The organism is Cellulosimicrobium marinum (genome assembly GCF_020551945.1).
GTDB lineage: Bacteria > Actinomycetota > Actinomycetes > Actinomycetales > Cellulomonadaceae > Cellulosimicrobium > Cellulosimicrobium marinum.
Map to the genome: position 1 here is coordinate 20,506 of NZ_JAJBZH010000003.1, position 22,219 is coordinate 42,724.

Annotated in this window: 18 protein-coding genes and 1 tRNA gene; 9 read left to right on the forward strand and 10 right to left on the reverse strand. The window is 75.6% G+C overall.

Annotated features, from left to right (window positions below; translation table 11 throughout):
* Window positions 1-3 precede the first annotated feature (3 nt).
* The gene (locus LGQ04_RS07305; protein ID WP_229243059.1) at window positions 4-1,107 is read left to right on the forward strand and encodes a mechanosensitive ion channel family protein; all 1,104 of its coding nucleotides are present in this window, start codon (window positions 4-6) and stop codon (window positions 1,105-1,107) included.
* Here LGQ04_RS07305 and LGQ04_RS07310 read toward each other — a convergent pair.
* Window positions 1,074-1,538, reverse strand: coding sequence for a PTS sugar transporter subunit IIA (locus tag LGQ04_RS07310; RefSeq protein ID WP_229243060.1), 465 nt, complete (start codon window positions 1,536-1,538; stop codon window positions 1,074-1,076). The two genes, LGQ04_RS07305 and LGQ04_RS07310, sit on opposite strands and share 34 nt — an antisense overlap.
* Window positions 1,539-1,569: 31 nt before the next feature.
* Entirely contained in the window at window positions 1,570-1,896 is a 327-nt protein-coding gene (locus LGQ04_RS07315) for a PTS sugar transporter subunit IIB (protein WP_267494630.1), read from the reverse strand.
* Window positions 1,897-2,045: 149 nt separating this feature from the next.
* Between LGQ04_RS07315 and ptsP the strand changes: the two genes are divergently transcribed.
* From ptsP to LGQ04_RS07340, 5 genes are all read left to right on the forward strand, one after another.
* Window positions 2,046-3,743, forward strand: a complete 1,698-nt coding sequence (gene ptsP / locus LGQ04_RS07320; RefSeq protein ID WP_308016373.1) for a phosphoenolpyruvate--protein phosphotransferase — start codon at window positions 2,046-2,048, stop codon at window positions 3,741-3,743.
* Between the two features lie 130 nt (window positions 3,744-3,873).
* Window positions 3,874-4,290: a globin gene (locus LGQ04_RS07325; protein WP_229243497.1), complete on the forward strand. Its 417-nt coding sequence runs from the start codon at window positions 3,874-3,876 to the stop codon at window positions 4,288-4,290.
* A 129-nt stretch (window positions 4,291-4,419) separates the two neighbouring features.
* Window positions 4,420-5,298: an acyl-CoA thioesterase gene (locus LGQ04_RS07330; RefSeq protein ID WP_372470036.1), complete on the forward strand. Its 879-nt coding sequence runs from the start codon at window positions 4,420-4,422 to the stop codon at window positions 5,296-5,298.
* 85 nt (window positions 5,299-5,383) lie between these two features.
* Complete coding sequence (locus LGQ04_RS07335) at window positions 5,384-6,367, forward strand: DNA topoisomerase IB (protein WP_229243062.1); 984 nt, start codon at window positions 5,384-5,386, stop codon at window positions 6,365-6,367.
* Entirely contained in the window at window positions 6,364-7,911 is a 1,548-nt protein-coding gene (locus LGQ04_RS07340) for an SDR family oxidoreductase (RefSeq protein WP_229243063.1), read from the forward strand. The genes LGQ04_RS07335 and LGQ04_RS07340 overlap by 4 nt, the downstream gene beginning before the upstream one ends.
* Window positions 7,912-8,008: 97 nt before the next feature.
* On the opposite strand, the gene LGQ04_RS07345 is transcribed toward LGQ04_RS07340, so the two are convergent.
* The 7 genes from LGQ04_RS07345 to LGQ04_RS07375 form a co-directional block, all read right to left on the reverse strand.
* A complete protein-coding gene (locus tag LGQ04_RS07345) occupies window positions 8,009-8,509 on the reverse strand; it encodes an acyl-CoA thioesterase (RefSeq protein WP_229243064.1) in 501 nt (166 codons plus the stop codon).
* Between the two features lie 42 nt (window positions 8,510-8,551).
* On the reverse strand, window positions 8,552-10,285 hold the full coding sequence (locus LGQ04_RS07350; RefSeq protein ID WP_229243065.1) for a GTPase: 1,734 nt from the start codon (window positions 10,283-10,285) through the stop codon (window positions 8,552-8,554).
* A complete protein-coding gene (locus LGQ04_RS07355) occupies window positions 10,282-12,312 on the reverse strand; it encodes a dynamin family protein (protein ID WP_229243066.1) in 2,031 nt (676 codons plus the stop codon). The genes LGQ04_RS07350 and LGQ04_RS07355 overlap by 4 nt, the downstream gene beginning before the upstream one ends.
* A 361-nt stretch (window positions 12,313-12,673) precedes the next feature.
* Window positions 12,674-14,356: an energy-dependent translational throttle protein EttA gene (gene ettA / locus LGQ04_RS07360; RefSeq protein WP_229243067.1), complete on the reverse strand. Its 1,683-nt coding sequence runs from the start codon at window positions 14,354-14,356 to the stop codon at window positions 12,674-12,676.
* 118 nt (window positions 14,357-14,474) lie between these two features.
* Window positions 14,475-14,960 (reverse strand): single-stranded DNA-binding protein, encoded by a 486-nt coding sequence (locus LGQ04_RS07365; RefSeq protein ID WP_229243068.1) that lies wholly within the window; start codon window positions 14,958-14,960, stop codon window positions 14,475-14,477.
* A 44-nt stretch (window positions 14,961-15,004) separates the two neighbouring features.
* Entirely contained in the window at window positions 15,005-16,591 is a 1,587-nt protein-coding gene (locus LGQ04_RS07370) for a P-loop NTPase family protein (protein WP_229243069.1), read from the reverse strand.
* Window positions 16,588-18,279, reverse strand: a complete 1,692-nt coding sequence (locus LGQ04_RS07375) for a GTPase (RefSeq protein ID WP_229243070.1) — start codon at window positions 18,277-18,279, stop codon at window positions 16,588-16,590. The genes LGQ04_RS07370 and LGQ04_RS07375 overlap by 4 nt, the downstream gene beginning before the upstream one ends.
* 99 nt (window positions 18,280-18,378) lie before the next feature.
* Here LGQ04_RS07375 and LGQ04_RS07380 point away from each other — a divergent pair.
* Window positions 18,379-18,451 (forward strand) — tRNA-Arg (locus LGQ04_RS07380).
* Window positions 18,452-18,499: 48 nt separating this feature from the next.
* Here the strand turns inward: LGQ04_RS07380 and LGQ04_RS07385 are convergent.
* Complete coding sequence (locus LGQ04_RS07385; protein ID WP_229243071.1) at window positions 18,500-19,534, reverse strand: LacI family DNA-binding transcriptional regulator; 1,035 nt, start codon at window positions 19,532-19,534, stop codon at window positions 18,500-18,502.
* Between the two features lie 30 nt (window positions 19,535-19,564).
* Here LGQ04_RS07385 and LGQ04_RS07390 point away from each other — a divergent pair, with 30 nt between their 5' ends.
* Both LGQ04_RS07390 and LGQ04_RS07395 read left to right on the forward strand, forming a co-directional pair.
* Entirely contained in the window at window positions 19,565-20,824 is a 1,260-nt protein-coding gene (locus tag LGQ04_RS07390; protein WP_229243072.1) for an MFS transporter, read from the forward strand.
* Window positions 20,825-20,971: 147 nt separating this feature from the next.
* Window positions 20,972-22,183 (forward strand): toxic anion resistance protein, encoded by a 1,212-nt coding sequence (locus LGQ04_RS07395; RefSeq protein WP_229243073.1) that lies wholly within the window; start codon window positions 20,972-20,974, stop codon window positions 22,181-22,183.
* The last annotated feature ends 36 nt before the right edge of the window (window positions 22,184-22,219 follow it).

Genomic DNA, 22,219 nt, shown 5'->3' on the forward strand with positions numbered 1-22,219 from the left:
CGGATGCTTCCCCTCCCGACGACCGATCCTCAACCGTTCGACCCGAGCGACCCGGACGCGTGGCTGACGTGGTTCGTGGGGGTGCCCCTGCGGGTCATCCTCATCATCACGATCGGCGCGGTGGCCCTCGCGCTCCTGCGGCGCGTGATCCGCAAGGTGAGCGAGCACATCGCCGAGGGCACCCCGTCGACGCGGAGCCTGCGGATCAAGGGGCTGGGCAACACGGACGTGGCCGCGGCGCTGCTGCGCGCGAACCCGCTCGCGACGGCCCGTCGCGCGGCCCGCGCACGGACCATCGGGTCGGTGCTGCGGTCCGCCGCGAACATCATCATCGGTGCGACCGTCGTCCTCATGGTCCTCGCCGAGCTCGGCCTGAACATCGCGCCGTTCCTCGCGTCGGCGGGCATCGCCGGCGTCGCGCTCGGCTTCGGCGCCCAGAGCCTCGTCAAGGACTTCCTCTCGGGCACGTTCATGCTCCTGGAGGACCAGTACGGGGTGGGCGACGTCGTCGACTTCGGCGAGGTCGTCGGCACGGTCGAGGAGGTGGCGCTGCGCGTCACCAAGGTCCGGTCGATCGACGGGACCCTCTGGTACGTGCGCAACGGCGAGATCCTGCGCACGGGGAACATGAGCCAGGAGTGGAGCCGTGCGGCGGTGGACGTGCGGGTCGCCTACCACGCCGACGTCGCGCAGGTCCGCACGCTGCTCCTCCAGGCGGCCGAGTCCGTGCGGGCCGACCCGGCTCTCGGGGACGCGGTGGTCGAGGCGCCGGAGGTGCTCGGGATCGAGGACCTCACCGCGGAGGCCGTGCAGCTCAAGGTCCAGATGAAGACGCGCGCCGCCATGCAGTGGGAGGTGGGCCGCGCGCTGCGCGCCGCCGTGCGCGACGCGCTCTCCGACGCGCGCATCCCCCTGGCCGGGGCGCAGCAGGTCGTCGTGCTCGACCAGTCACCCGCCTCGGACGACGAGGGGACGGGCGGGACGAGCCAGGACGAGTCGGGTCAGGACGGCGCCGGGAGCCCGCGCGGCCAGGCCGGGCCGTCCACGAGCGCCGCCGCCGCGGCCCTGCTCGTTCAGGACCAGGACAGCAAGGGGTCCCCGGCCTGAACCCTGGTGCCGGTCGGGGGCACCGTCACGACGGCCCCCGGCACGGCCTCCAGGGCGACGACGGGGCAGACCGTCGCGAACCCTGCGGCGGCGACGTCGTCGGGCCGCCAGGTGAGGAGCGGGTCGCCCGCGCGGACGGCGTCCCCGACGGCGACCCGCACGGAGAAGCCCTCGCCGCCGAGGCGGACGGTGTCGATGCCGAGGTGGACGAGGACCGTGCGCCCGTCCGGCGTCTCGAGCGCGAAGGCGTGCGGGAAGAGCGTCGCGACGCGACCGTCCGCAGGGGCCACGACCGTCTGCTCGCCGCCCGCCGCGGGCTCGACGGCGACGCCCGGGCCGACGACCTGCCCGGAGAACACCGGGTCCGGCACGTCCGCGAGCGCCACGACGGTCCCGTCGAGCGGCGCACGGACCTCGACGGGCGCGGTCATCGTCGCGCCGTCCGCCCTCGTCCGCGCCCGCTCAGCGCAGCCCGTCGAGCTCGGCCGCGAGGTTGTCCGCCTCGGGACCGACGATGACCTGGACCACGCGACCCGAGCGGACGACGCCGAACGCGCCCGTCTCCTTGAGGCGCGCCTCGTCGACGAGCTGGGGGTCGCTCACCTCGACACGCAGTCGCGTGATGCACGGCTCGAGGTCGACGACGTTCTGCTGGCCCCCGAGGGCGTCGAGGATCTGCTGGGCCTTGGTGTCCGAGGGGGTGCTCATCGAAGTCGTCTCCTGAGGCGAGTGCGGGAGGGATCGGGCCGACGGACCCGGGGTGTCGAGGTGCCGTCCACCTGGTGACAGCCTAGTCTCCTGGCACGGTTGTCACCGGATCGACGCCACGGTGGAACACGGACGCAACACTCCTGTGCTGGCGTCTGCGCGTGGGGGGTTGCCGCGTCGTCCGGTCTGCACGCGTGCGACGCTCGTCGCACCGAGGACAGGAGCGAGTCGTGGGATCCCAGGACGAGTCGCGGCGGGTCATCACGGGCATCGGTGTGTGCCCGGGGACGGTCGCCGGACCGGTCGTGCTCATGCCGGAACCGATCGCGGAGCCGTCGCCGGGCCTGCGGCTCCCTCCGCGGGCGGACCACGAGGCCGAGGCGCGGCGCGTGGACGAGGCGGCGCGGCACGTGAGCGCGGACCTCGAGCAGGCCGCCGCGGCGGCGTCGGGCGAGACGCGCGACGTGCTGGAGGCGACGGCGGCGATGGCGGCGGACCCGACCCTCGCGGCCGACGCGCGGCGCCGTGTCCTCGACGAGCACCTCGTGCCGGAGCGCGCCGTGTGGGAGGCGGCCGACGAGGTGGTGCGCCAGTTCACCGAGCTCGGCGGGTACTTCGCGGAGCGGGCGCGCGACGTCGCGGACGTGCGCGACCGCCTCGTGGCGGCGCTCACCGACCGGCCGGCACCGGGCGTCCCGGACCACGCGGAGCCGTTCGTGCTGGTCGCGCCGGACCTCGCGCCGTCGGCCACCGCGGCCCTCGACCCCGCCCGGGTGCTCGCGATCGTCACGGACGGCGCGGGCCCCACCTCGCACACCGCGATCGTCGCGAACGCCAAGGGCATCCCCGCGGTCGTCGCGGCCGCCGGGGCGAGCGGGTCGCTCGCGGCGGGCGACCTCGTGCTGGTCGACGGCGCGGCGGGCACCGTCGTGGTGCGCCCCTCGCCGGAGCAGGTGGACGCGGCGCGGGCGCGCTCGCGCCAGGTGCGGACGTTCGACGGGACGGGACGCACGCGCGACGGGCACCGCGTGCAGCTCCTCGCGAACGTCGGGGACCCGGCCGGCGCGGCGCCGGCCGCCGCGGCGGGCGCGGAGGGCGTCGGGCTGTTCCGCTCCGAGTTCTGCTTCCTCGACCGGGAGGCGCCGCCGTCCGTCGAGGAGCAGGTCGCGGCGTACCGCACGGTGCTGCGCGAGTTCGGCGGCCGCAAGGTCGTGGTCCGCACGCTCGACTCGGGCGCGGACAAGCCGCTGCACTTCCTGTCCGTGGACGACGAGGAGAACCCGGCGCTCGGCGTGCGGGGGCTGCGGACGGCCGCGCGCTGGCCCGACCTCCTGGAGGACCAGCTCGACGCGATCGCGCAGGCCGCCGCCGCCGAGGACGCGGAAGTGTGGGTCATGGCGCCCATGGTGTCCACGGTCGCGGAGGCGGAGTGGTTCGTGGAGCGGTGCCGCGCCCACGGGCTCGACGTGGCGGGCGTCATGGTCGAGGTGCCGAGCGCGGCGCTCCTGGCCGGCCCGATCCTCGCCCGGGCGGCGTTCGCGTCCATCGGCACGAACGACCTCACCCAGTACACGATGGCGGCGGACCGGCTCCTCGGCTCGCTCGCCGAGCTCTCCGACCCGTGGCAGCCCGCGGTGCTGCGCCTCGTCGCGGCGACCTGCGACGGCGGCGCGCAGCAGGGGCGCCCGGTCGGGGTGTGCGGCGAGGCCGCGTCGCAGCCGGTCCTCGCGGTCGTGCTCGTCGGGCTCGGGGTGTCGTCGTTGTCGATGACGGCGCGCGCGATCCCGGACGTCGCGGCGCTCCTGCGCGAGGTCGACCTCGACGAGTGCCGCCGCCTGGCGCGGATCGCGCTGGACGCGGAGAGCGCCGTGGCGGCCCGTGCCGCGGTCCGCGACGCCCTCCCGCAGCTCGCCGAGCTGGGGCTGTGACGCCGCGCACCCCGCCACCTCCGCGCCGGGTGCGCGGCCAGGGTACGCGGACCGGGGGCGGGGTCGCCGGTGCGATGATGGCGGGGTGACGACCGACCCCGCCCCCCGGACCTCCCTGCCCGTCGCCGGCCTGTCGAACGGTTCGACCGCCCCGTCGCCGACCCGGCCGAGCCGGACGTTCTACGACGAGGTCGGCGGCCACGAGACCTTCGTGCGGCTCGTCGACGCGTTCTACGAGGGCGTCGCGCAGGACCCGGTGCTGCGCCCGATGTACCCCGAGGAGGACCTCGGCCCCGCGCGCTGGCGCCTCACGGCCTTCCTCGAGCAGTACTGGGGCGGGCCGACGACGTACAGCGAGCAGCGCGGCCACCCGCGGCTCCGGATGCGTCACGGGGGCTTCAAGGTCAATCCCGACGCGCGCGACCGGTGGCTCGCGCACATGCGCGCGGGCGTCGACACGCTCGGGCTCGCCCCGATCCACGAGGCGACGCTGTGGGACTATCTGGAGCGCGCGGCGCACTCGCTCCTCAACACCTTCGAGGACTGACCCCGCCGCACCCGCCCCCTCGCGAAGGAGCCCGACCCCGTGACCCCTGAGCCGACCCCCGCCTCGTCCCCCGCACCGACCGGCACGCCCTCGCCCGGCCCGACGTCGCACGACGCCCCGCCCGCGCAGGTGCCGAACCCCCTGCGTCACCTCCTCGACGTGCTCGAGCTCGACCGGGTCGGCGACGGCGACGGCTCCGCGGCCGACCCCGAGCACTTCCGCGCGGTGTCCGTGCACCAGCCGTCGGGGCGGGTCTACGGCGGCCAGGTGCTCGCCCAGGCGGTGCTCGCCGCGGGCCGCACCGTCCCCGAGGGCCGGCTCCCCCACTCGCTGCACGGGTACTTCCTGCGCCCGGGCGTGCTCGACGTGCCGATCGACCTCGCCGTCGAGCGGCTGCGGGACGGGCGCTCGTTCAGCGCACGGCGCACGCACGCGATCCAGCACGGCACGCCGATCCTGTCGATGATCGCGTCGTTCCAGGAGGAGCAGGGCGGGATCGAACACTCCTCGTCGATGCCGGACGCGCCGGACCCGCGCTCCGTGCCGTCGGCCCTCGACGTGCTGGGCGGCATCGACCACCCCGTCGCGCGCTTCTGGTCCCACCACTCGGCCTTCGAGCTGCGCCACGTCGGCGGGTCGCTCTACCTGGGGCCCGACGGCGAGCCGAAGGACCACCAGATGGTGTGGATGCGGGCGCGGGGCGAGGTCGGCGACGACCAGCTCCTGCACCGTGCGCTCATGGCGTACGCGTGCGACCAGGTCATGCTCGAGCCGGTGCTGCGGGAGGCGGGCGTCTCCTGGGTCACCCCCGGCATGTCGATCGCGAGCCTCGACCACGCGATGTGGTGGCACCGCGACGTGCGCGTCGACGACTGGCTGCTGTACGTGCAGTCGGCGTCGAGCGCGCAGGGCGGGCGCGGCCTCGGTGCGGCGCGCGTCTTCACGCAGGACGGCGTCCTCGTCGCGTCCATCGCGCAGGAGGGCATGGTGCGGCTCCCCGCGCTGTAGGTCGTGGTGCGGCTCCCCGCGCTGACAGCCGGTGCGCCGCGCCTCCCGGGCTGCGACCGGGCGCGAGCCGCCCCACACTGACCGGGTGCGACTGCGCCGCGTGTCCGTGACCTCGCCCGGGTACTCCCGCCGCCTCAAGGGCGACGACTGGGTCTTCCTGGACCCCGGTGGCGTGCCCCTCGTCGACGAGGAGGAGGTCGCGCGGTGCACCCGCCTCGCGGTGCCGCCCGCGTGGGACGGCGTGTGGATCTGCCGCTACCCCAACGGGCACATCCAGGCGTTCGGCCGCGACGCCGCCGGGCGCGGCCAGTACCTCTACCACGAGCAGTGGCAGGCCCGGCGGGCTCGCCGCAAGCACGACCACGTGCTCGACGTCGGCCGCCGCCTCCCGTCCGCACGTCGCCGCGTCGCTCGCGACCTCGACCTGCCCGGGATGCCGCGCGAGAAGGTGCTGGCGCTCGCGTTCCGGCTGCTCGACCTCGCGTACTTCCGCGCGGGCGGCGAGGTCTACGCGAAGCAGAACAAGAGCTATGGCCTCGCGACGATCCGCAAGGAGCACGCGCGCGTGCGGCGCGACGGCAGCGTGCACTTCCACTACCCCGCGAAGTCGGGCCAGGTGCGCGACGTCGTCGTCGACGACCCGCAGGTCGCCGTCCTCGTGACGACGCTCAAGCGGCGCCGCGGTGGTGTCGAGCTGCTGGCGTGGCGCGAGGGGCCGCCCACGGGGACGGTGTGGCACGACGTGACGAGCGCGGACGTGCAGGCCGACATCAAGGACCGCCTGGGCGAGGACGCGACGCCCAAGGACTTCCGCACGTGGCACGCCACGGTCCTCGCGGCGCGCGCGCTGGCCGACGTCGGCGCGCCGCCGTCGTCCGAGCGCAAGCGCAAGCGCGTGGTGACGGAGATCGTCCGGGACGTCGCCGCCGAGCTCGGCAACACCCCGGCCGTGGCGCGGTCGTCGTACATCGACCCGCGGCTGTTCGACCTGTGGGAGCGCGGCGAGACGATCGGCTCGACGCGCTCGCAGACGCGCGCCGAGCGCGAGGTCCTGGGGCTCCTCGCATGAGGGCGGCGGTCACCGGGGTCACCGGGTACGTGGGCGGACGGCTCGTGCCCGAGCTGCTGCGCGCGGGGATCGCCGTCCGTGCGCTCGCCCGCCACCCGGAACGGCTGGCCGGCCGGGACTGGGCCGAGGAGGTGGAGCTCGTCGAGGCCGACGCGAGCGACCTCGACCAGATCCGGCCCGCCCTCCAGGGGTGCGACGTCGCGTACTACCTCATCCACTCGCTCGGGACCGGGCCGACGTTCGAGGCGCGCGACCGGCGCACCGCGCTGACGTTCGCCCGCGCCGCGCGCGAGGCCGGCGTCGGCCGGATCGTCTACCTCGGCGGGATGTTCCCCGACGTGCCCGAGGGCGAGCTGTCGCCGCACCTCGCGTCGCGCAAGGAGGTCGGGGAGATCCTCCTCGCGTCGGGCGTCCCGACGACGGTCCTCCAGGCGGCGGTCATCCTCGGCTCCGGGTCGGCGAGCTTCGAGATGATGCGCTACCTCACCGAGCGGCTGCCCGCGATGACGACGCCGAAGTGGGTCGACAACCGCATCCAGCCCATCGCGGTGCGCGACGTGCTGCGCTACCTCGTCGGCTCGGCGTCCATGCCCCCCGACGTGTCGCGCGCGTTCGACGTCGGCGGCCCCGACGTCCTCACCTACCGCGACATGATGCAGCGGTACGCGAAGGTCGCGAGCCTGCCGCGACGGCGCATCGTCAGCGTCCCCGTGCTCACCCCGAAGCTGTCGTCGCACTGGGTCGGTCTGGTCACGCCCGTGCCGAGCGGCATCGCCCGCCCCCTCGTCGAGTCGCTCCAGCACGAGGTCGTGTGCTCCGAGCACGACGTCGCGCGGTACGTCCCGGACCCGCCGGACGGGCTCGTCGGGTTCGACCGCGCGGTCGAGCTCGCGCTCGAGCGCATCCACGACGGCGAGGTGACGACCCGGTGGTCGTCCGCGGCGGTGCCGGGCGCGCCGTCGGACCCCCTGCCGAGCGATCCCGACTGGGCGGGCGGCTCGCTGTACGTCGACGAGCGCCGCACCGTCGTCGACGCCCCCCGCGACGTGCTGTGGCGCGTGATCGAGGAGATCGGCGGGCAGGGCGGCTGGTACTCGTGGTCGCTCGCGTGGCGGGTGCGGGGTCTCCTCGACCGCGTGGTCGGTGGGCCCGGGCTGCGGCGCGGTCGTCGTGACGAGCGGTACCTGCGCGTCGACGACGAGCTCGACTGGTGGCGCGTCGAGGCGATCGAGCCCGGCGAACGGCTGCTCCTGCGCGCCGAGATGCGCCTGCCGGGTCTCGCGTGGCTCGAGCTGCGCGTGGACGAGGCCGCCGCCGAGCTCGACGACGCGAGCGACCCCGGGACCCCGGGACCGACGCCGGACGACGCGCGCGGTCCCGGCCGCACGTACTTCGCCCAGCGCGCGCTCTTCCACCCCCACGGCCTCGCCGGCCAGCTCTACTGGTGGTCCGTCAAGCCGTTCCACGGTGTGGTGTTCGGGGGCATGCAGCGCAACGTCGCAGCCGCCGCGGAGGCAGCGGCGCGCGCCCCCGACGCCGAGTGACGCACCCGCGTCCCAGTGCTGCACGTCCGGGTGCATCGCTCGGACGCGAGTGCATCGTCGGGACGCAAGTGCATCCTCCGGACGCGAGCGGCCGGGGTCAGCGGCGGCGACGGAACTCCAGCGGATCCTCGACGTAGGCCTCCCAGGCGGTGCGCTCGACGTCGGTGATCCGCCGGGGCGCGCCCGTCGCGGCGTCGACCACGACGATCGTCGTCGTCGCCTTCGCGTAGGGCTTCCCGCCCGAGGTGGGGCCGGTGCGCGCGAAGCCGCCGGGCGCGCCGTCGTGCACCTCGTAGCAGACGTCGAGGCTCGCGCCGCCGAGGTGCCCCACCCACAGCTCGACGCGCACGGGCGTGCGCGTGAACGCGAGGGGGCGCAGGTACTCGATCTCCTGGCGCGCGACGAGCGTGTGGCTCGTGGCGCTCGGCCCGGTCTCCAGCACGGCGGTGGGCCAGGCGGACTCCCCCGCCTCCGGGTGCGTCCAGAACGCCGTGATGCGCGCGTCCTCCAGCAGGCGGAACATCTCCACGTTGTTGACGTGCGCGTAGGCGTCGAGGTCCGACCAGCGCAGGGCGACCGGGACGTGCAGGCGGGTCATGGGGGTCCTTCCTCGCGAGGGTGTGGCCCGCCCATTCTGCCGTCAGGTCGCCGCGACGAGCGCGGCGCTGCGGCACCGGGCCAGCGCGGAGAGCTCCTCCCCGACGGGCAGGCGCACGACGCGGTCCGCGACCTCGCCCACGGCGTCGCGCAGCCGGGACCGCGCCCGTGCCGCACGACGGCGCGCCCCGACGGCCGCCAGGGCGCGTGCGACGAGCGCGAGCAGCACGCCCCCGACCAGCCCGCCGAGGGCGAGGAGCGTGGGCCACGGGACCTCCGGCGCGCCCGCACCCCCGAGGGTGAGCACGGGCGTCGGCGGCTCGGGCAGCCGCAGGTAGGCGAGGAGAGCGAGCACCCCGAGCCACAGCAGCCCGCCGATGAGCGCCGCGAGGAGCACCCACTGGGTCAGCCCGACGACGCGCCACCACACCGGGCGGCGCGACACGTCGAGCTCGGTCCCCACGACCGCCCCGTCCAACGCGTCCGCGAGCTCCGCGGTCCCGTCCGCGGCCCGACGACGCGCCGCGAGCGCCCACGCGTCCGGCACCCCGCGGGTCGCGGCGTCCACGTAGTCGCGGACCGCGGTCTGGGCGCCGGCCCGCAGCGCGGCCGGGACCGCGGGGAGCGACGTGCGGGCCAGGTCGGCACGACCGGGCCCGGCCGCGTCGTCGCGCGGGCGTGAGCCGGGTGCGCGCGTCCCGGGGCGTGGTCGGAGGCCGAGCCGGCGCAGCGGGTCGGCCCGGAAGCGGGCGAGCCACCGCGTCACGGGCCAGCCGGTGGCCGCGCGGGCGTCGCGGAGCGCGGACCCGCGGACGGCCGCCACGACGGTGGGGACCCCGGCGGCCGCCTCCAAGGCGTCGACCAGTCCCGCACGCGCCCGCTGCCCGGCCCGCTCCGGCGGCGGGTCGCCGCACGCGTCGGCGACGGCGCGCGCGACCTGCCGCTCGTCGGCGGCGAGCCGGTCGACGGCCGCACGACGGCGCGCGGCGGCGTCGGCCAGCAGCCCGCGCAGGGCGTCCATCCCCTCACCCGTGCGGGCCGAGAGCCCGAGGACGCGCGCCTCGGCCAGCCCGTCCTGCGCCGCGAGGCGCCGCAGGTCCGCGAGGCACGCCTCGGCGTCCGCCGGGGCGAGCCGGTCGACCTGGTTGAGCACGAGGACGACGACGGACGCGTGCCCCGCGAGCGGCCGCAGGTAGCGTTCGTGGAGGGCCGCGTCGGCGTACTTCTGCGGGTCGACCACCCACACGAGCAGGTCGGCGCGGTCGACGAGCCGCTCCGCGCGCACGCGGTGCTCCGTGACGACCGAGTCGTGGTCGGGCAGGTCGAGCAGCACCAGGCCGCCGGTGAGCTCCGCCGGACGTCGTCCCGCACCGCGGAGCAGGCCGCGCCACGCCCCCGGACGCGCGTCGGGCTTCCCGTCCCCCGACGCGAGCGGCGCGGACATCTCGTGGCGTCGCGACACCTCCAACCAGTCCAGCAGGGCACCCGCCCCGTAGGCCCCGCCCCAGACGGCCGCGAGCGCGCGGGACGTCGTGGGCCGCCGGACGCCGACCGTCGCGAGCTCGGCCCCGGCGAGGGCGTTGAACACCGACGACTTACCGGAGCCGGTGGCGCCCGCGAGCGCGACGACGGTGTGGTCCGCCGACAGCCCGGCCCGTTCGCGGGCCCGCGCCACGACGTCGCGCGCGCGGGCGAGCAGCGCCGGGTCGAGGCGCCCGTCGCCGGCGCGTGCGGCGGACTCCAGCGCGGTGGTGCGGGCGTCGAGGTCGATGCTCACGAGGGCTCCAGCCCGCCCGGCACGGTGCCGCCTGTCTCGGGCCCGCCTGTCTCGGTGCCACCCGTCTCGGTGCTCCCCGGCGCGGCGTCGGGTGCGCGACGCCCGAGCAGGCGTCGCCAGAGCCGGGGCCGCGCGGCCTCGGCCTCGTCGGGTACGTCCGCGGGAGGCGGCACCCCGGCCCCGCGCAACGGCCGGGCGGCGTGCCGACCCGTCGTCGCGGGGACGGGTGCGGGGCGGGACGCCCGCTCGGACCGGGCCGCGAGCTCGACGGCGCGGGCGGCGTCCCGCACGCCCTGGGCGGCCGGGACGGCGTCGGCGGTCCCCAGGGCGTCGAGCTGGGCGGTGTAGCGGCGCGCCTCGTCGTCGAGCACGGCGCCGACACGCTCGGCGAGCCGGTCCCGGGCGGTGCGGGTGAGGCGGCGGACGGCGTCGTCGCCGAACACCGCCTCGAGGAGCTTCTGGGCGACGATCGCCGTCCCGCCCGCGATGCCCACCTCCGCACCCGTGATGCCACCCGTCGAGGCGAACACCACGACCATGAGGCTCACGCCGAGACCGTTGATGCCGAACGACAGCGCCCGCGCGGCGCCCCGCTTGCCCGCGCCCTGGTCGCGGACGAGGTCGAGCACGTCGCCCTGCCAGGCGCGGATCTGCGCGGCGACGGCGGTGCGCGCGCCCGCGGAGGAGCGGGACAGGTCGAGCCCGTCGAGGAGCGCACGTCCCGACGGGTCCGCGTGCCACGTGCCGTGGGTGCGCTCCGCGGCCGTGTCCGCGGCGTCGAGCACCACGGCCTCGAGCCCGTGGGCGATGGCCTGCTCGACCTGCGGCGCCTGCGCCGGCCGGCCCCGGAAGAACGCCGCGACGGCGTCCCGCACGCGGCCCACGCCCTGCTCGACGGCGCGGAACACGTCGCTCGTCCCGACGAAGTCCTGCCAGCGCGCGAGCACCTCGCCGCGCAGCAGCGCCCCGTCGCTCGTCGCGGCGTCGACGTGGGCGACCGCGTCGGCGTACGCCCGGGTCACCGCGTCACGCAGCCGCGCGTCCGTGGCGCCCTGCGCGTCCGCGGCGCCCGCGACGAGGACCGCGCGCCGCACGAGGTCGTCGACGACGCCGTCGCGCGTCGCGACCGCGACCCGCTCCCGTGCACCGGCGTCCGCACCGAGCGCGGTGAGCCAGCCGGACACGGCGGCGACGGCGTGCTCGGGCAGCAGGCCGTCGACGAGGGCGTGCTCGCCCACGACGAACAGCGCCGACTCCCCCAGCCCGTTCTCCGCCATCATGCGTCGCAGGTCGTCGGCGACGGCGTCCGCCCCCGGGTCCACCCGGTCGAGGACGAGCGCGACCTGTGCCCGTCGCTCGGCGGCCCGGTGGAGCAGGTCCCAGGGCACGGCGTCGGCGTACCGTGCGGCCGTGGTGACGAACAGCCACAGGTCTGCGGCGCCGAGGAGCTGCGCCGCGAGCTCACGGTTCGCCGTCTCGACGGAGTCGACGTCGGGCGCGTCCACGAGCGCGAGCCCCGCGGGGAGCGCGTCGCTCGCCACGAGCCGCAGCGAGCGCACCGGGTCCCGGGGTGCCGCGGCGTCGTCCGCGGGGGGCGCGGTCGTGCCGTGCGTGCTCACGCGGGCGAGGCCGGGGAGCACGCGGTCGGTGGTGAACCACCGCGCGTCGAGGGGGTGGTGCACGAGGACGGGCGCCCGCGTCGTCGGGCGCAGCACGCCCGGCGCGGACACCTGCTCCCCGAGGAGGGAGTTGACGAGCGTCGACTTGCCCGCGCCCGTCGACCCGCCGACCACGACGAGCAGGGGCGCGGCGTGCGCGCGCAGCCGCGGCAGCAGGTAGTCGTCGAGCTGGTCCACCGCGAGCCCGAGGTCGTGGCGCGCCCCCTCCACCCCCGGCACGTCGAGGGGCAGCCGCAGGGCCCCGAGCCGCCCCCGCAGGACCTCCAGCGCCTCGACGAGCCCCGCGGTCGTCGAGCCGTCCGCACCAGCCGCCCGGACGTCGTCGTGCGGCGGCTGCGGCTCGGTCATCCCGCCAGTGTGCCGCAACGCCCCAGGCCAGGCGCGCGCAGAGCCCACCCCCGTCGACCTGTCAGCGCCCCGGCGGCCCCCGGACCGACCCGTCGCTGACAACTCCCGACGACGCCGAGCGTGGGCAAGGTCGCGACGAGCGACGGACGAGCAACGGACCAGCAACGGACGAGCCCGGCGGGGTCGACGGCGCGCGCGGTCCTGGCGGGTCTGGCGGGAGGCCGCGAGGCACGAGCGGCCGGAGGGAAGACCGCGCGAGCCGTCGACCACGCCGGGCGGACAGACCGACCGCGAACCCGGAGAAGCCCGGGCACACGAGGGCGCCGGACGGGAGGATCCGTCCGGCGCCGTCGTGAAGGGCTCAGTCGCGCGTGAGCTTGCGGTACGTCACGCGGTGCGGACGGGCCGCGTCGGCGCCGAGGCGCTCGACCTTGTTCTCCTCGTAGGAGGCGAAGTTGCCCTCGAACCAGTACCAGTTGGCCGGGTTCTCGTCGGTGCCCTCGTAGGCGAGGATGTGCGTCGCGACCCGGTCGAGGAACCACCGGTCGTGGGAGACCACGACGGCGCAGCCGGGGAACTCGAGCAGCGCGTTCTCCAGGGAGCCGAGCGTCTCGACGTCGAGGTCGTTGGTGGGCTCGTCGAGCAGGAGGAGGTTGCCGCCCTGCTTGAGGGTGAGCGCGAGGTTGAGGCGGTTGCGCTCACCACCGGAGAGCACGCCGGCGGGCTTCTGCTGGTCCGGGCCCTTGAACCCGAACGACGCGACGTAGGCGCGCGACGGGATCTCGACGTTGCCGACCTTGATGAAGTCGAGCCCGTCGGACACGACCTCCCACAGCGTCTTCTTCGGGTCGATGCCGCCGCGGGACTGGTCGACGTAGGAGATCGAGACGGTCTCGCCGACCTTGAGGTCGCCGCCGTCGAGGGGCTCGAGCCCGACGATGGTCTTGAACAGCGTGGTCTTGCCGACGCCGTTGGGACCGATGACGCCGACGATGCCGTTGCGGGGCAGCGTGAAGCTCAGGCCGTCGATGAGCTGGCGGCCGTCGAAGCCCTTCTGCAGGTTCGACGCCTCCAGCACGAGGTTGCCCAGGCGCGGGCCCGGCGGGATCTGGATCTCCTCGAAGTCGAGCTTCCTGGTGCGCTCCGCCTCGGCGGCCATCTCCTCGTAGCGGGCGAGGCGGGCCTTGGACTTGGTCTGGCGGCCCTTGGCGTTCTGCCGCACCCACTCGAGCTCCTCCTTGAGGCGCTTGGCGAGCTTGGCGTCCTTCTTGCCCTGGACCTGCAGGCGCTCTTGCTTCTTCTCCAGGTACGTGGAGTAGTTACCCTCGTAGGGGTAGAGGCGGCCGCGGTCGACCTCGCAGATCCACTCGGCGACGTGGTCGAGGAAGTACCGGTCGTGGGTGACGGCGAGGATCGCGCCGGGGTAGGTCGCGAGGTGCTGCTCGAGCCAGAGGACGGACTCGGCGTCGAGGTGGTTGGTGGGCTCGTCGAGGAGCAGCAGGTCGGGCTTCTCGAGGAGGAGCTTGCAGAGCGCGACGCGGCGGCGCTCACCACCGGACAGGACGGACACGTCGGCGTCCGGCGGGGGGCAGCGCAGCGCGTCCATGGCCTGCTCGAGCTGGGAGTCGAGGTCCCACGCGTCGGCGGCGTCGATGGCCTCCTGGAGGGTGCCCATCTCGGCGAGGAGCGCGTCGAAGTCGGCGTCGGGCTCGGCCATGAGCGCGGAGATCTCGTCGAAGCGCTGCTTCTTCGCGAGGATGTCCGCGACGGCCTCCTGGACGTTGCCGAGGACGGTCTTCTCCTCGTTGAGCGGCGGCTCCTGGAGCAGGATGCCGACGCTGTAGCCCGGGGACAGGCGCGCCTCGCCGTTGGAGGGGTTGTCGAGCCCGGCCATGATCTTGAGGATCGTGGACTTGCCGGCGCCGTTGGGGCCGACGACGCCGATCTTGGCGCCGGGCAGGAAGTTCAGGGAGACGTCGTCGAGGATGACCTTGTCGCCGTGCGCCTTGCGCGCCTTGTACATGGAGTAGATGAACTCAGCCACAGCCTGTCGTTCCACCGTTTCGGTCGTCTGGGATCGGTCGAGGAATCTCGACCACTCAGACTACGCGGTCGGGCCGCCGCACGGGTGCCGGGACCGCGCAGCCCGTGCGGCGGTCCGGTCACGCGCGGACGAGGTGCTCGTCGTCGGTGGTGGCCGGCGTGGCGTCGGGCTCGTCCCCGGGATCGTCGCCGGGCTCGTTCCCCCGCTCGTCGGGGGCGGGCGTGCCGGGCTCCTCGCGTCGGTGGACCGTGCGCGCGAAGCGGGACTCGCCGAGCGTGAGGTCGTGCCCCAGCGCGGTCGCCTCGACGACGAGGCTCGTGCGCGGGCCGTCGGGTCCTTCCCACTCGTCGACGGACAGGCGTCCGGTGACGACGACGGGGTCGCCCTTGTGCAGCGAGGTCGCGACGTTGCGCGCGACGTTCTTGAACGCCTTGACGGTGAACCACAGGGTCCGGCCGTCGACCCACTCGCCGCGCTCGCGGTCGAGGTAGCGACGGGTCCGCGCGATGCGGAAGCTCGTGAAGTCGGTCCCCGTCCCGGACGCGAACAGGGTGGGCGTCGTCGCGACGAAGCCGGAGAGCGTGACGGTGACGTCACCGTGCATGGGTGCCTCCCGAGGTCGGGGCCGGGGCGGTCCCGGCCACGGGCTCAGGGTGCGGTGCGCGCGGTGGCGGTGTCCGACGTCGGGCCCTCGCCTGTGGACGACGACCCCAGACCGGGGCCTGTGGGCAACCGTACGGCGCCGGTCAGCGGGGCTGCGGGCGACCGGTCGCGGGCCGCCTGCGCGAGCTCGCGGACCTGACGGTGCGTGTCGAGCAGCTCCTGGGTGGGCCGTCCCATCGCCTCCTGCACGACCCGTTCGACGGCACCGCGCCCCGACGCGAGGACCTGCTGCTCCCGGCGCCGCGCGAGGGTGCGCCGCACCTGCATCGCGACGAGGAAGCACACGACGGCCGCGAGGACCGCGACGGCGGCGACGACGGCGCACGTGCCGACCAGCACGCCGGGCAGGTCGAGCACGCCGAGCGACCCGAGCACGGCGAGCACCCCCGCGACGACGCCGACGGCGAGCGCGGCCCAGGCGGCGCGGCGCGTGGGCCGTGCGGAGGACGGACCGCGCGTGTCGAGCGGGATCTTCGCGAGGGCGTCGCGCACGGACGTCGCGACGGCGTCGGCGGGTGCGACCGCGGCGTCGAGCGCACGCCGCCACCCGGGACGCAGCGCCCCGCCCGCGCGGTCGAGCCAGCGCGAGCGCGACAGGGCGACGGCGTCGGGCTGCGGGGCCGGGAACTCGGGGCGCCCGTACCCGTTGCGCACGGCCGCCCCGACCTGGCCCGCGACGGCGGCGAGGCCCGACGCCTCGGCGACCGTGTCGACGACCTCCTCGACGGCGGCGCTCATGGTCCAGGGCACGTCGCCGGGGATCTGCTCGAGGAGCAGCGCCCCGGCCCGGTCGAGCTCGCCCGCGACACGGCTCGCGGCGACGCTGCGCCGGGCGACGGCCTGCTCGAGCAGGGAGCGCAGCTCGTCGAGCCCCTCGCCGGTGCGCGCGGACACGGTGGTGACGTACACGCCCGTCAGCCCGTCCTCCTCCAGGAGGCGGCCCATGTCCTGCACGAGCGCGTCCCGGCGGCTCTCGGGCACGGTGTCGATCTGGTTGAGCGCCACGACCATCGAGCCCTCGAGCCCGGTGGAGCGGCGCAGGTAGCCGGAGTGCAGGGCGTCGTCGGCGTACTTCTGCGGGTCCACGACCCACACCAGCAGGTCGACGAGGGGCAGCACGCGGTCGACGACGGTGCGGTGCGCGGGCTCGACCGAGTCGTGGTCGGGCAGGTCGAGCAGCACGAGGCCGCCGAGCGCGGTCTCGTCGACGGCGTCGAGCTCGCCCGCGCGGGTGATGCGGCGCTCGGCGTCGACCTCCAGCCAGTCGAGGAGCGCGGTCGCGGCGTCGCTCCAGGAGCAGGCCGTGACGCGCGCCGTCGTGGGGCGGCGCACGCCCACGTCGGCGAAGTCGAGCCGGGTGGCCCGGTTGAACAGGCTGGACTTCCCCGAGCCGGTGCCGCCCGCCAGCGCGACGACCGTGTGGTCGACGCCGAGCGCGAGCCGCTCGCGCACCCCGCCGATCGCGTCGCGCACCTGGGCGGCCACGGCGGGGTCGAGGCGGTCGCCCGCGAGGTCGACCGCGCGCGCGAGGTCCTCGGTGCGGGCACGCAGCTGGGCGTCGTGGGACGTCACAGGAGTCTCCTGAGCTCGGCGAGTCGTAGGCGCAGCCCGACGGCGGCGTCCGGGGCGAGCGCGGGCACGTCGAGGGCGGCGCGGACCGGCTCGGCCTCGCGGTCGACGGTCGCGGCGGCGCGGTCGGCGAGGTCGGCGCGCAGGGCGGCGAGCGCGTCGTCGGCCTCGTCGCCCAGGGCGGTGCCGGCGAGGCGGGCCGCGTCGTCGCTCCCGGCGGCGCCCGCGAGGAGGAGCGCGGTGAGCCCGCCGGGGCCGAAGGCCTTGACGGCCGCCGCGGCCCGCTCGGAGCCCGTGCCCGTCCCAGTGCCCGCGAGGTCGTCGACGATCCGGCCCGCGAGGGCGGTCCAGCCCTCGACGTGCTCGGCCGCCGCCTGCTCGCGCTCGCGCGCCGCGGTGTCGCCGTCGCCGAGCACGCCCGCGACGTCGAGCACCGGGGTGTCGGCGTCGAGCGCCGTGCGCAGGGCGTCGCGGGCGGCGACGCCGTCCGCGACGAGGGTGCGTCGCGCGACGGACGTCGCCTCGTCCCGCAGGGGCGCGAGCGCGGCCTCGCGCGCCCGCCCGCGCCGGCGCGTGGACCGTACGACGCCGCCGCGCACGGCGACCCGGTCGACCCGGTTCTCGCCGGTGAGCTGGGCCCACCGCGCGTCGAGGGCGCCGCGGGCGACGTCGCCGCGCTCGACGGACTCGCGGGCGCGGTCGCGCACCGGCGGGAGGGTGGCGTCGACGACGGCGCGCAGCCGCCGCCCGGCGTCGACCTGCTGCTCGACCGCGTCGGAGACGCCCGTGACCCAGGCCGGCAGCGCCGCGAGCGAGCCCTTGAGGGTGCGCACGATGACCGCGCGCGAGCGGTCGGGACCGGCGAGCATCGTGAGCCAGCGGGCCACGGGCGCCACGACCGACCGCTCCAGGAGGCCCTCGTGCGGGCCGACGTCGGGCACGACGAACAGCGGCACACCGTCCATGCCGTGCTCGCGCAGGCGCTGGAGAAGGTCGCCGCGGATGGTCGTGAGCGTCTCGCGCGGCACGCGGTTGAGCACCATGGCAACGCTCGCGCCGCGCTCCATCGCGCGCCCCAGCGCCTTCCACGGCAGGGCGTCGCCGTAGCGCGACGCGGTCGTGACGAACAGCCACAGGTCCGCCGCCTCGAGGAGCAGGCCCGCGGTCTCGCGGTTCTCCGCGAGGAGCGAGTCGAGGTCCGGGGCGTCGAGCAGGGCGGTGCCGCGCGGGACGCCGTCGTGCTCGACGACACGCGACAGGCGCGTCGCGGGACCCTCCACCACGACGTCCGCGTCCAGCGGGTTGAACGCGAGGACGGGCTGGCGGGTGGTGGGCCGCAGGATGCCCGCCTGGGACACCTCCTCGCCGAGGAGCGAGTTGTACAGCGTGGACTTGCCCGCGCCGGTGGACCCGGCGACCACGACCACGGCCGGGGACGACAGCTCCCTGAGACGCGGCAGGAGGTGCTCGTCGAGCTGGGTGAGCAGCCGGTCGCGCGACGCCGCGGCCTCCGCCGCGCCCTCGACCGCGAGCGGGAGGTCCACGGCGGCGACGTCCCGGCGCAGGTCGCGCGCGACGTCGTGCACCGTGACGCCGAGGTCCTCGCCGCCGGCCGCCGGCCCGCGCGCGCCCGCCTCGCCGGGCCCTGGGTGGGGGCGCGCGGCGCCCGTCGCGACGTCCGGTGTGCTCACGGGTTCATCCTGACTGCTGCGCGCGACGCCGCAAAACGTACGCGCCGACGCCGGTCACGACCTCCCGGGTGGCGCCCGCGCCCACTACGATGGCGGCGCGCCTCGATAGCTCAATGGATAGAGCAACGGCCTTCTAATCCGTAGGTTGCAGGTTCGAGTCCTGCTCGGGGCACCGACCGCGTCGCGCGCGACGCTCCGCGACCGCCCGGCCGAGGCGGCCTCATCCCGCGAGCGGGTCACTGACCTCCCACCGGACCGCGGGGACCGGGGCGGACGGCCGCAGGGCCGCGCGGGCGCACAGCCGCCCCTGCTCGCGCAACGGTTGGGCGACGGTGACGACCCCGGCCGCGAGCGCCGCCGGCGAGCCGTCCCAGCCGGCGAGGGCCGCCGTGCGCCCGGCGGCGGCGAAGGCGTCGCGGGCGCCGAGGGCGAGTTCGTCGCTCATGGCGAGCACGACGGGCGAGCCGTCCGCCGGCAGGTGGGCGAGCAGGTCGCGCATCGCCGCCTCGCCGTGCTCGCGGCCGTTGCGCTCGACGACGGCGACGGGGGTGGCGGCCCAGTCGTGGCCCGCCTCGCCGAGGGCGGCAGCGTAGCCCTCGAGGCGGTGCCGCGTGACAGGGAACGGGGCGTCGGGCGGCAGGTCGCCGCCGGTCGCGACACGGACAACACGCTCCTTGTCGAGCGGGAAGCTGATCACCACGGGCGTGTCGCCGTGAGCGAGCGCCGCGCCCGCGACCGCCCGCGCGGCACCGATGTCGTCGGTGCCGACGAGCGCGAGGCCCGGCACCTGCGGGCCGCCCTGGATCGCACCGGGCCGCCCGCTGCGGCACACCGCGTCGAGCACGGGGTCGTCGTCCGTCGTCGTCCAGAGCACGTAGGCGTCGACGGCCGCGTCGAGGACGCGGTCGACGTCCGCGCCGGTGCCGTGCGTGGGGATGAGCACCATGCCGAGGCCCTCGTCGACGCAGACGTCCGCGACACCCGCGAGGAACGCCGAGGCCTGGGGGTCGTCGAACGCGTACGACAGGTGCTCCCCCAGGACCACCCCGATCTGCCCGGTGCGCCCCGACCGCAGCGCGCGGGCGGTGCTGTCGGGGCGGTGGTAGCCGAGGCGACGCGCGGCATCCAGCACCCGCTCGCGGGTCGGCGCGGCGACGCGGTCGGGCCGGTTGAACGCGTACGAGACCGTCATCACGCTGACGCCGGCCTCCGCGGCGACGTCCTTGACGGTCGGCCGCTTCCTCGCTGTGGACATGCGGCCAGTCTACTGTGTAACGTTACACCCATGCCGTCCGCCACGCCGAGGCTCCTCACCGCCCCTCTTCGCACCATATTTTCCGGACGCCCGGCGCTCGCCGCCTACGCGGCCTTTGCCGCGTTCGGCGTCTTCTGGGGCGCGTGGGGCGCCGCGCTGCCGGCGCTGCGCTCGCAGGCGGGTCTGACCGAGGGCCAGCTGGGGACGGCGCTGCTCTTCGTCGGGGCCGGCGCCCTGCCCGCGATGCTCCTCACCGGGCGGGCGCTCGACCGCTGGGGTCTGCGCCTCGCGGCGCCCCTGCTCGCACTGCTGGGTGCCGCCGGGGTGGTCGTCGGTCTCGTCGCGCACGACGCCGCGTCCGTCACCGCCGGCATGCTGCTGGTCGGCGCCGCCTCCGGTACCGCGGACGTCGCGATCAACACGCTGGCCGCGGACGCCGAGGAGCGCACCGGTCGCCCCACGCTCAGCCGTGGTCACGGGGCCTTCTCGCTCGCCGTCGTCGGTGCCAGCCTCGGCGCCGGTGCGCTCCTCGCCGCGACCACGGGGGCGGCGGCGACCTTCGCCACGGTGGCGGTCGTGATCGCCGCGCTCGCCGCGGTCGTCGGCGTGACGGCACCCGCCGCCGAGCACGCCGGCACGGCCCCTCCGGCCGAGGACGCCTCACCCACGGCCCGCGCCGCACGGCGCGCCGGTGCTCTCCCCGTCCTCGCGCTCGTGGTACTCGGGCTCGTCGGCGCGCTCGCCTACGCCGCCGAGAACGCGCACCAGAGCTGGAGCGCCGTCTTCGTCACGGACACGTTCGCTGCGTCGCCCCTGCTGGCGTCGTTCGCGCCCGCGACCTTCGCGGCGGCCGCCGCGGTCGCGCGGTTCACGGTCGCCCCACTGTCGCGGAGCCGTCCGCTCGTGCTCCTCGTCGCCGGCGGGACGTTGGCCACCGCGGGGAGCGTCGTCGTCGCCACCTCGTCGGGCCTCGGCGTCGCGCTGGCCGGGCTCGCCCTGGCCGCGGTCGGGACGGCGACGCTCTTCCCGACCTTGCTCAGCCACGGCCTGCGCCACGTCGGGCCGGGCCACCGCGGGCGCGCCACGTCGCTCGTCGCCACGACGGCCTACCTCGGCTTCCTGCTGGGCCCCGCGTACGTGGGGTTCGCCGCGGACGCGCTCGGACTGCGCGGCGCGATGCTCGCCGTCGCGCTCCTCACCCTCGTCCTCACCGTGGCCGCCGTGCCCGCCGGCCGGTGGGCGGACCGGACGATGGGGAGTTCTCACCCGTCCCGGACCCCGAAAGGGTAAAGATCGGCCCTGCCGCCGTAGATATACTCGCCGGACCGGCTCCGGCCGGTTCGGCCCGGTTCGCCCGGGTCGGCGGGGGCGTGCGGACCGTGCTCCCCCGCCCCGCCAGCGACGGCGACCGACGGCACGCACGAGCGAAGGACCGACATGACCGAGGCAGCACCGCTCCAGCCCCCCGCCGAGACGCTCACGCTCACGGCGCCCGAGCCCGTCAAGCCCGTCGCCGCCACGCAGGCGCCGTCGATGGCGCCGCGTGTCGACGAGGCCGCGATCCCCGGCCTGGAGGCGAAGGTCGGGTCGTACCTCGACCAGCTCCTCACGACGGACACCCGCTCGCCCGAGTTCGCGGCCAAGGCGGACGACGTGCGCAAGATGGGCGACGCCGACATCCGCGCCGCGGCGGACGTGTCGAACCGCATGCTCGAGATGCCCGTCAAGGAGCTGCGCGAGGGCGGGATGTCGGAGAGCTCGAAGGTGAGCAAGTCCCTGCTGGAGCTGCGCCGGACGGTCGAGGACCTCGACCCGAGCGAGGCGTCGGTGGGCAAGAAGCTGCTGGGGATCATCCCGTTCGGCGGCAAGATCCAGGACTACTTCCGCCGCTACGAGAGTTCGCAGTCCCAGCTCAACGCGATCGTTCAGTCGCTGTACAACGGGCAGGACGAGCTGCGCAAGGACAACGCGGCGCTCAACCTGGAGAAGCAGAACCTCTGGGACACGATGGCGCGCCTCAACCAGTACATCTTCATCGCGGAGCGCCTCGACACCGCGCTGTCGACGAAGATCGCCGAGCTCGACGCCACGGACCCCGAGCGCGCCCAGGCGCTGCGTGAGGACGTGCTGTTCTACATCCGTCAGAAGCACCAGGACCTGCTCACGCAGCTCGCGGTGTCCATCCAGGGCTACCTCGCGATGGACATCATCATGAAGAACAACCTGGAGCTCATCAAGGGCGTGGACCGCGCGACGACGACGACCGTCTCGGCGCTGCGCACCGCCGTGATCGTGGCGCAGGCACTCGCGAACCAGAAGCTGGTGCTCGACCAGATCACGGCGCTGAACACGACCACGTCGAACATGATCGCGTCGACGTCAAAGATGCTCGCGGACCAGTCCGCGACGATCCAGTCGCAGGCCGCGAGCGCCACGGTGGGCCTGCCCCAGCTCCAGCAGGCGTTCCAGAACATCTACGCGACGCTCGACTCGATCTCGACGTTCAAGACCCAGGCGCTCGACTCGATGGCGCAGACCATCGGCGTCCTGGAGACGGAGACGACGAAGGCGAACGAGTACCTCGACCGCGCGCGCCGGTCGGACGCGTCGCAGGCCGGCAACGGCTCGCTCGACATCGGGCGGCTCTGACCGGCGTGGGCCGCCGGTCCGTCGCCCCGTACCCGC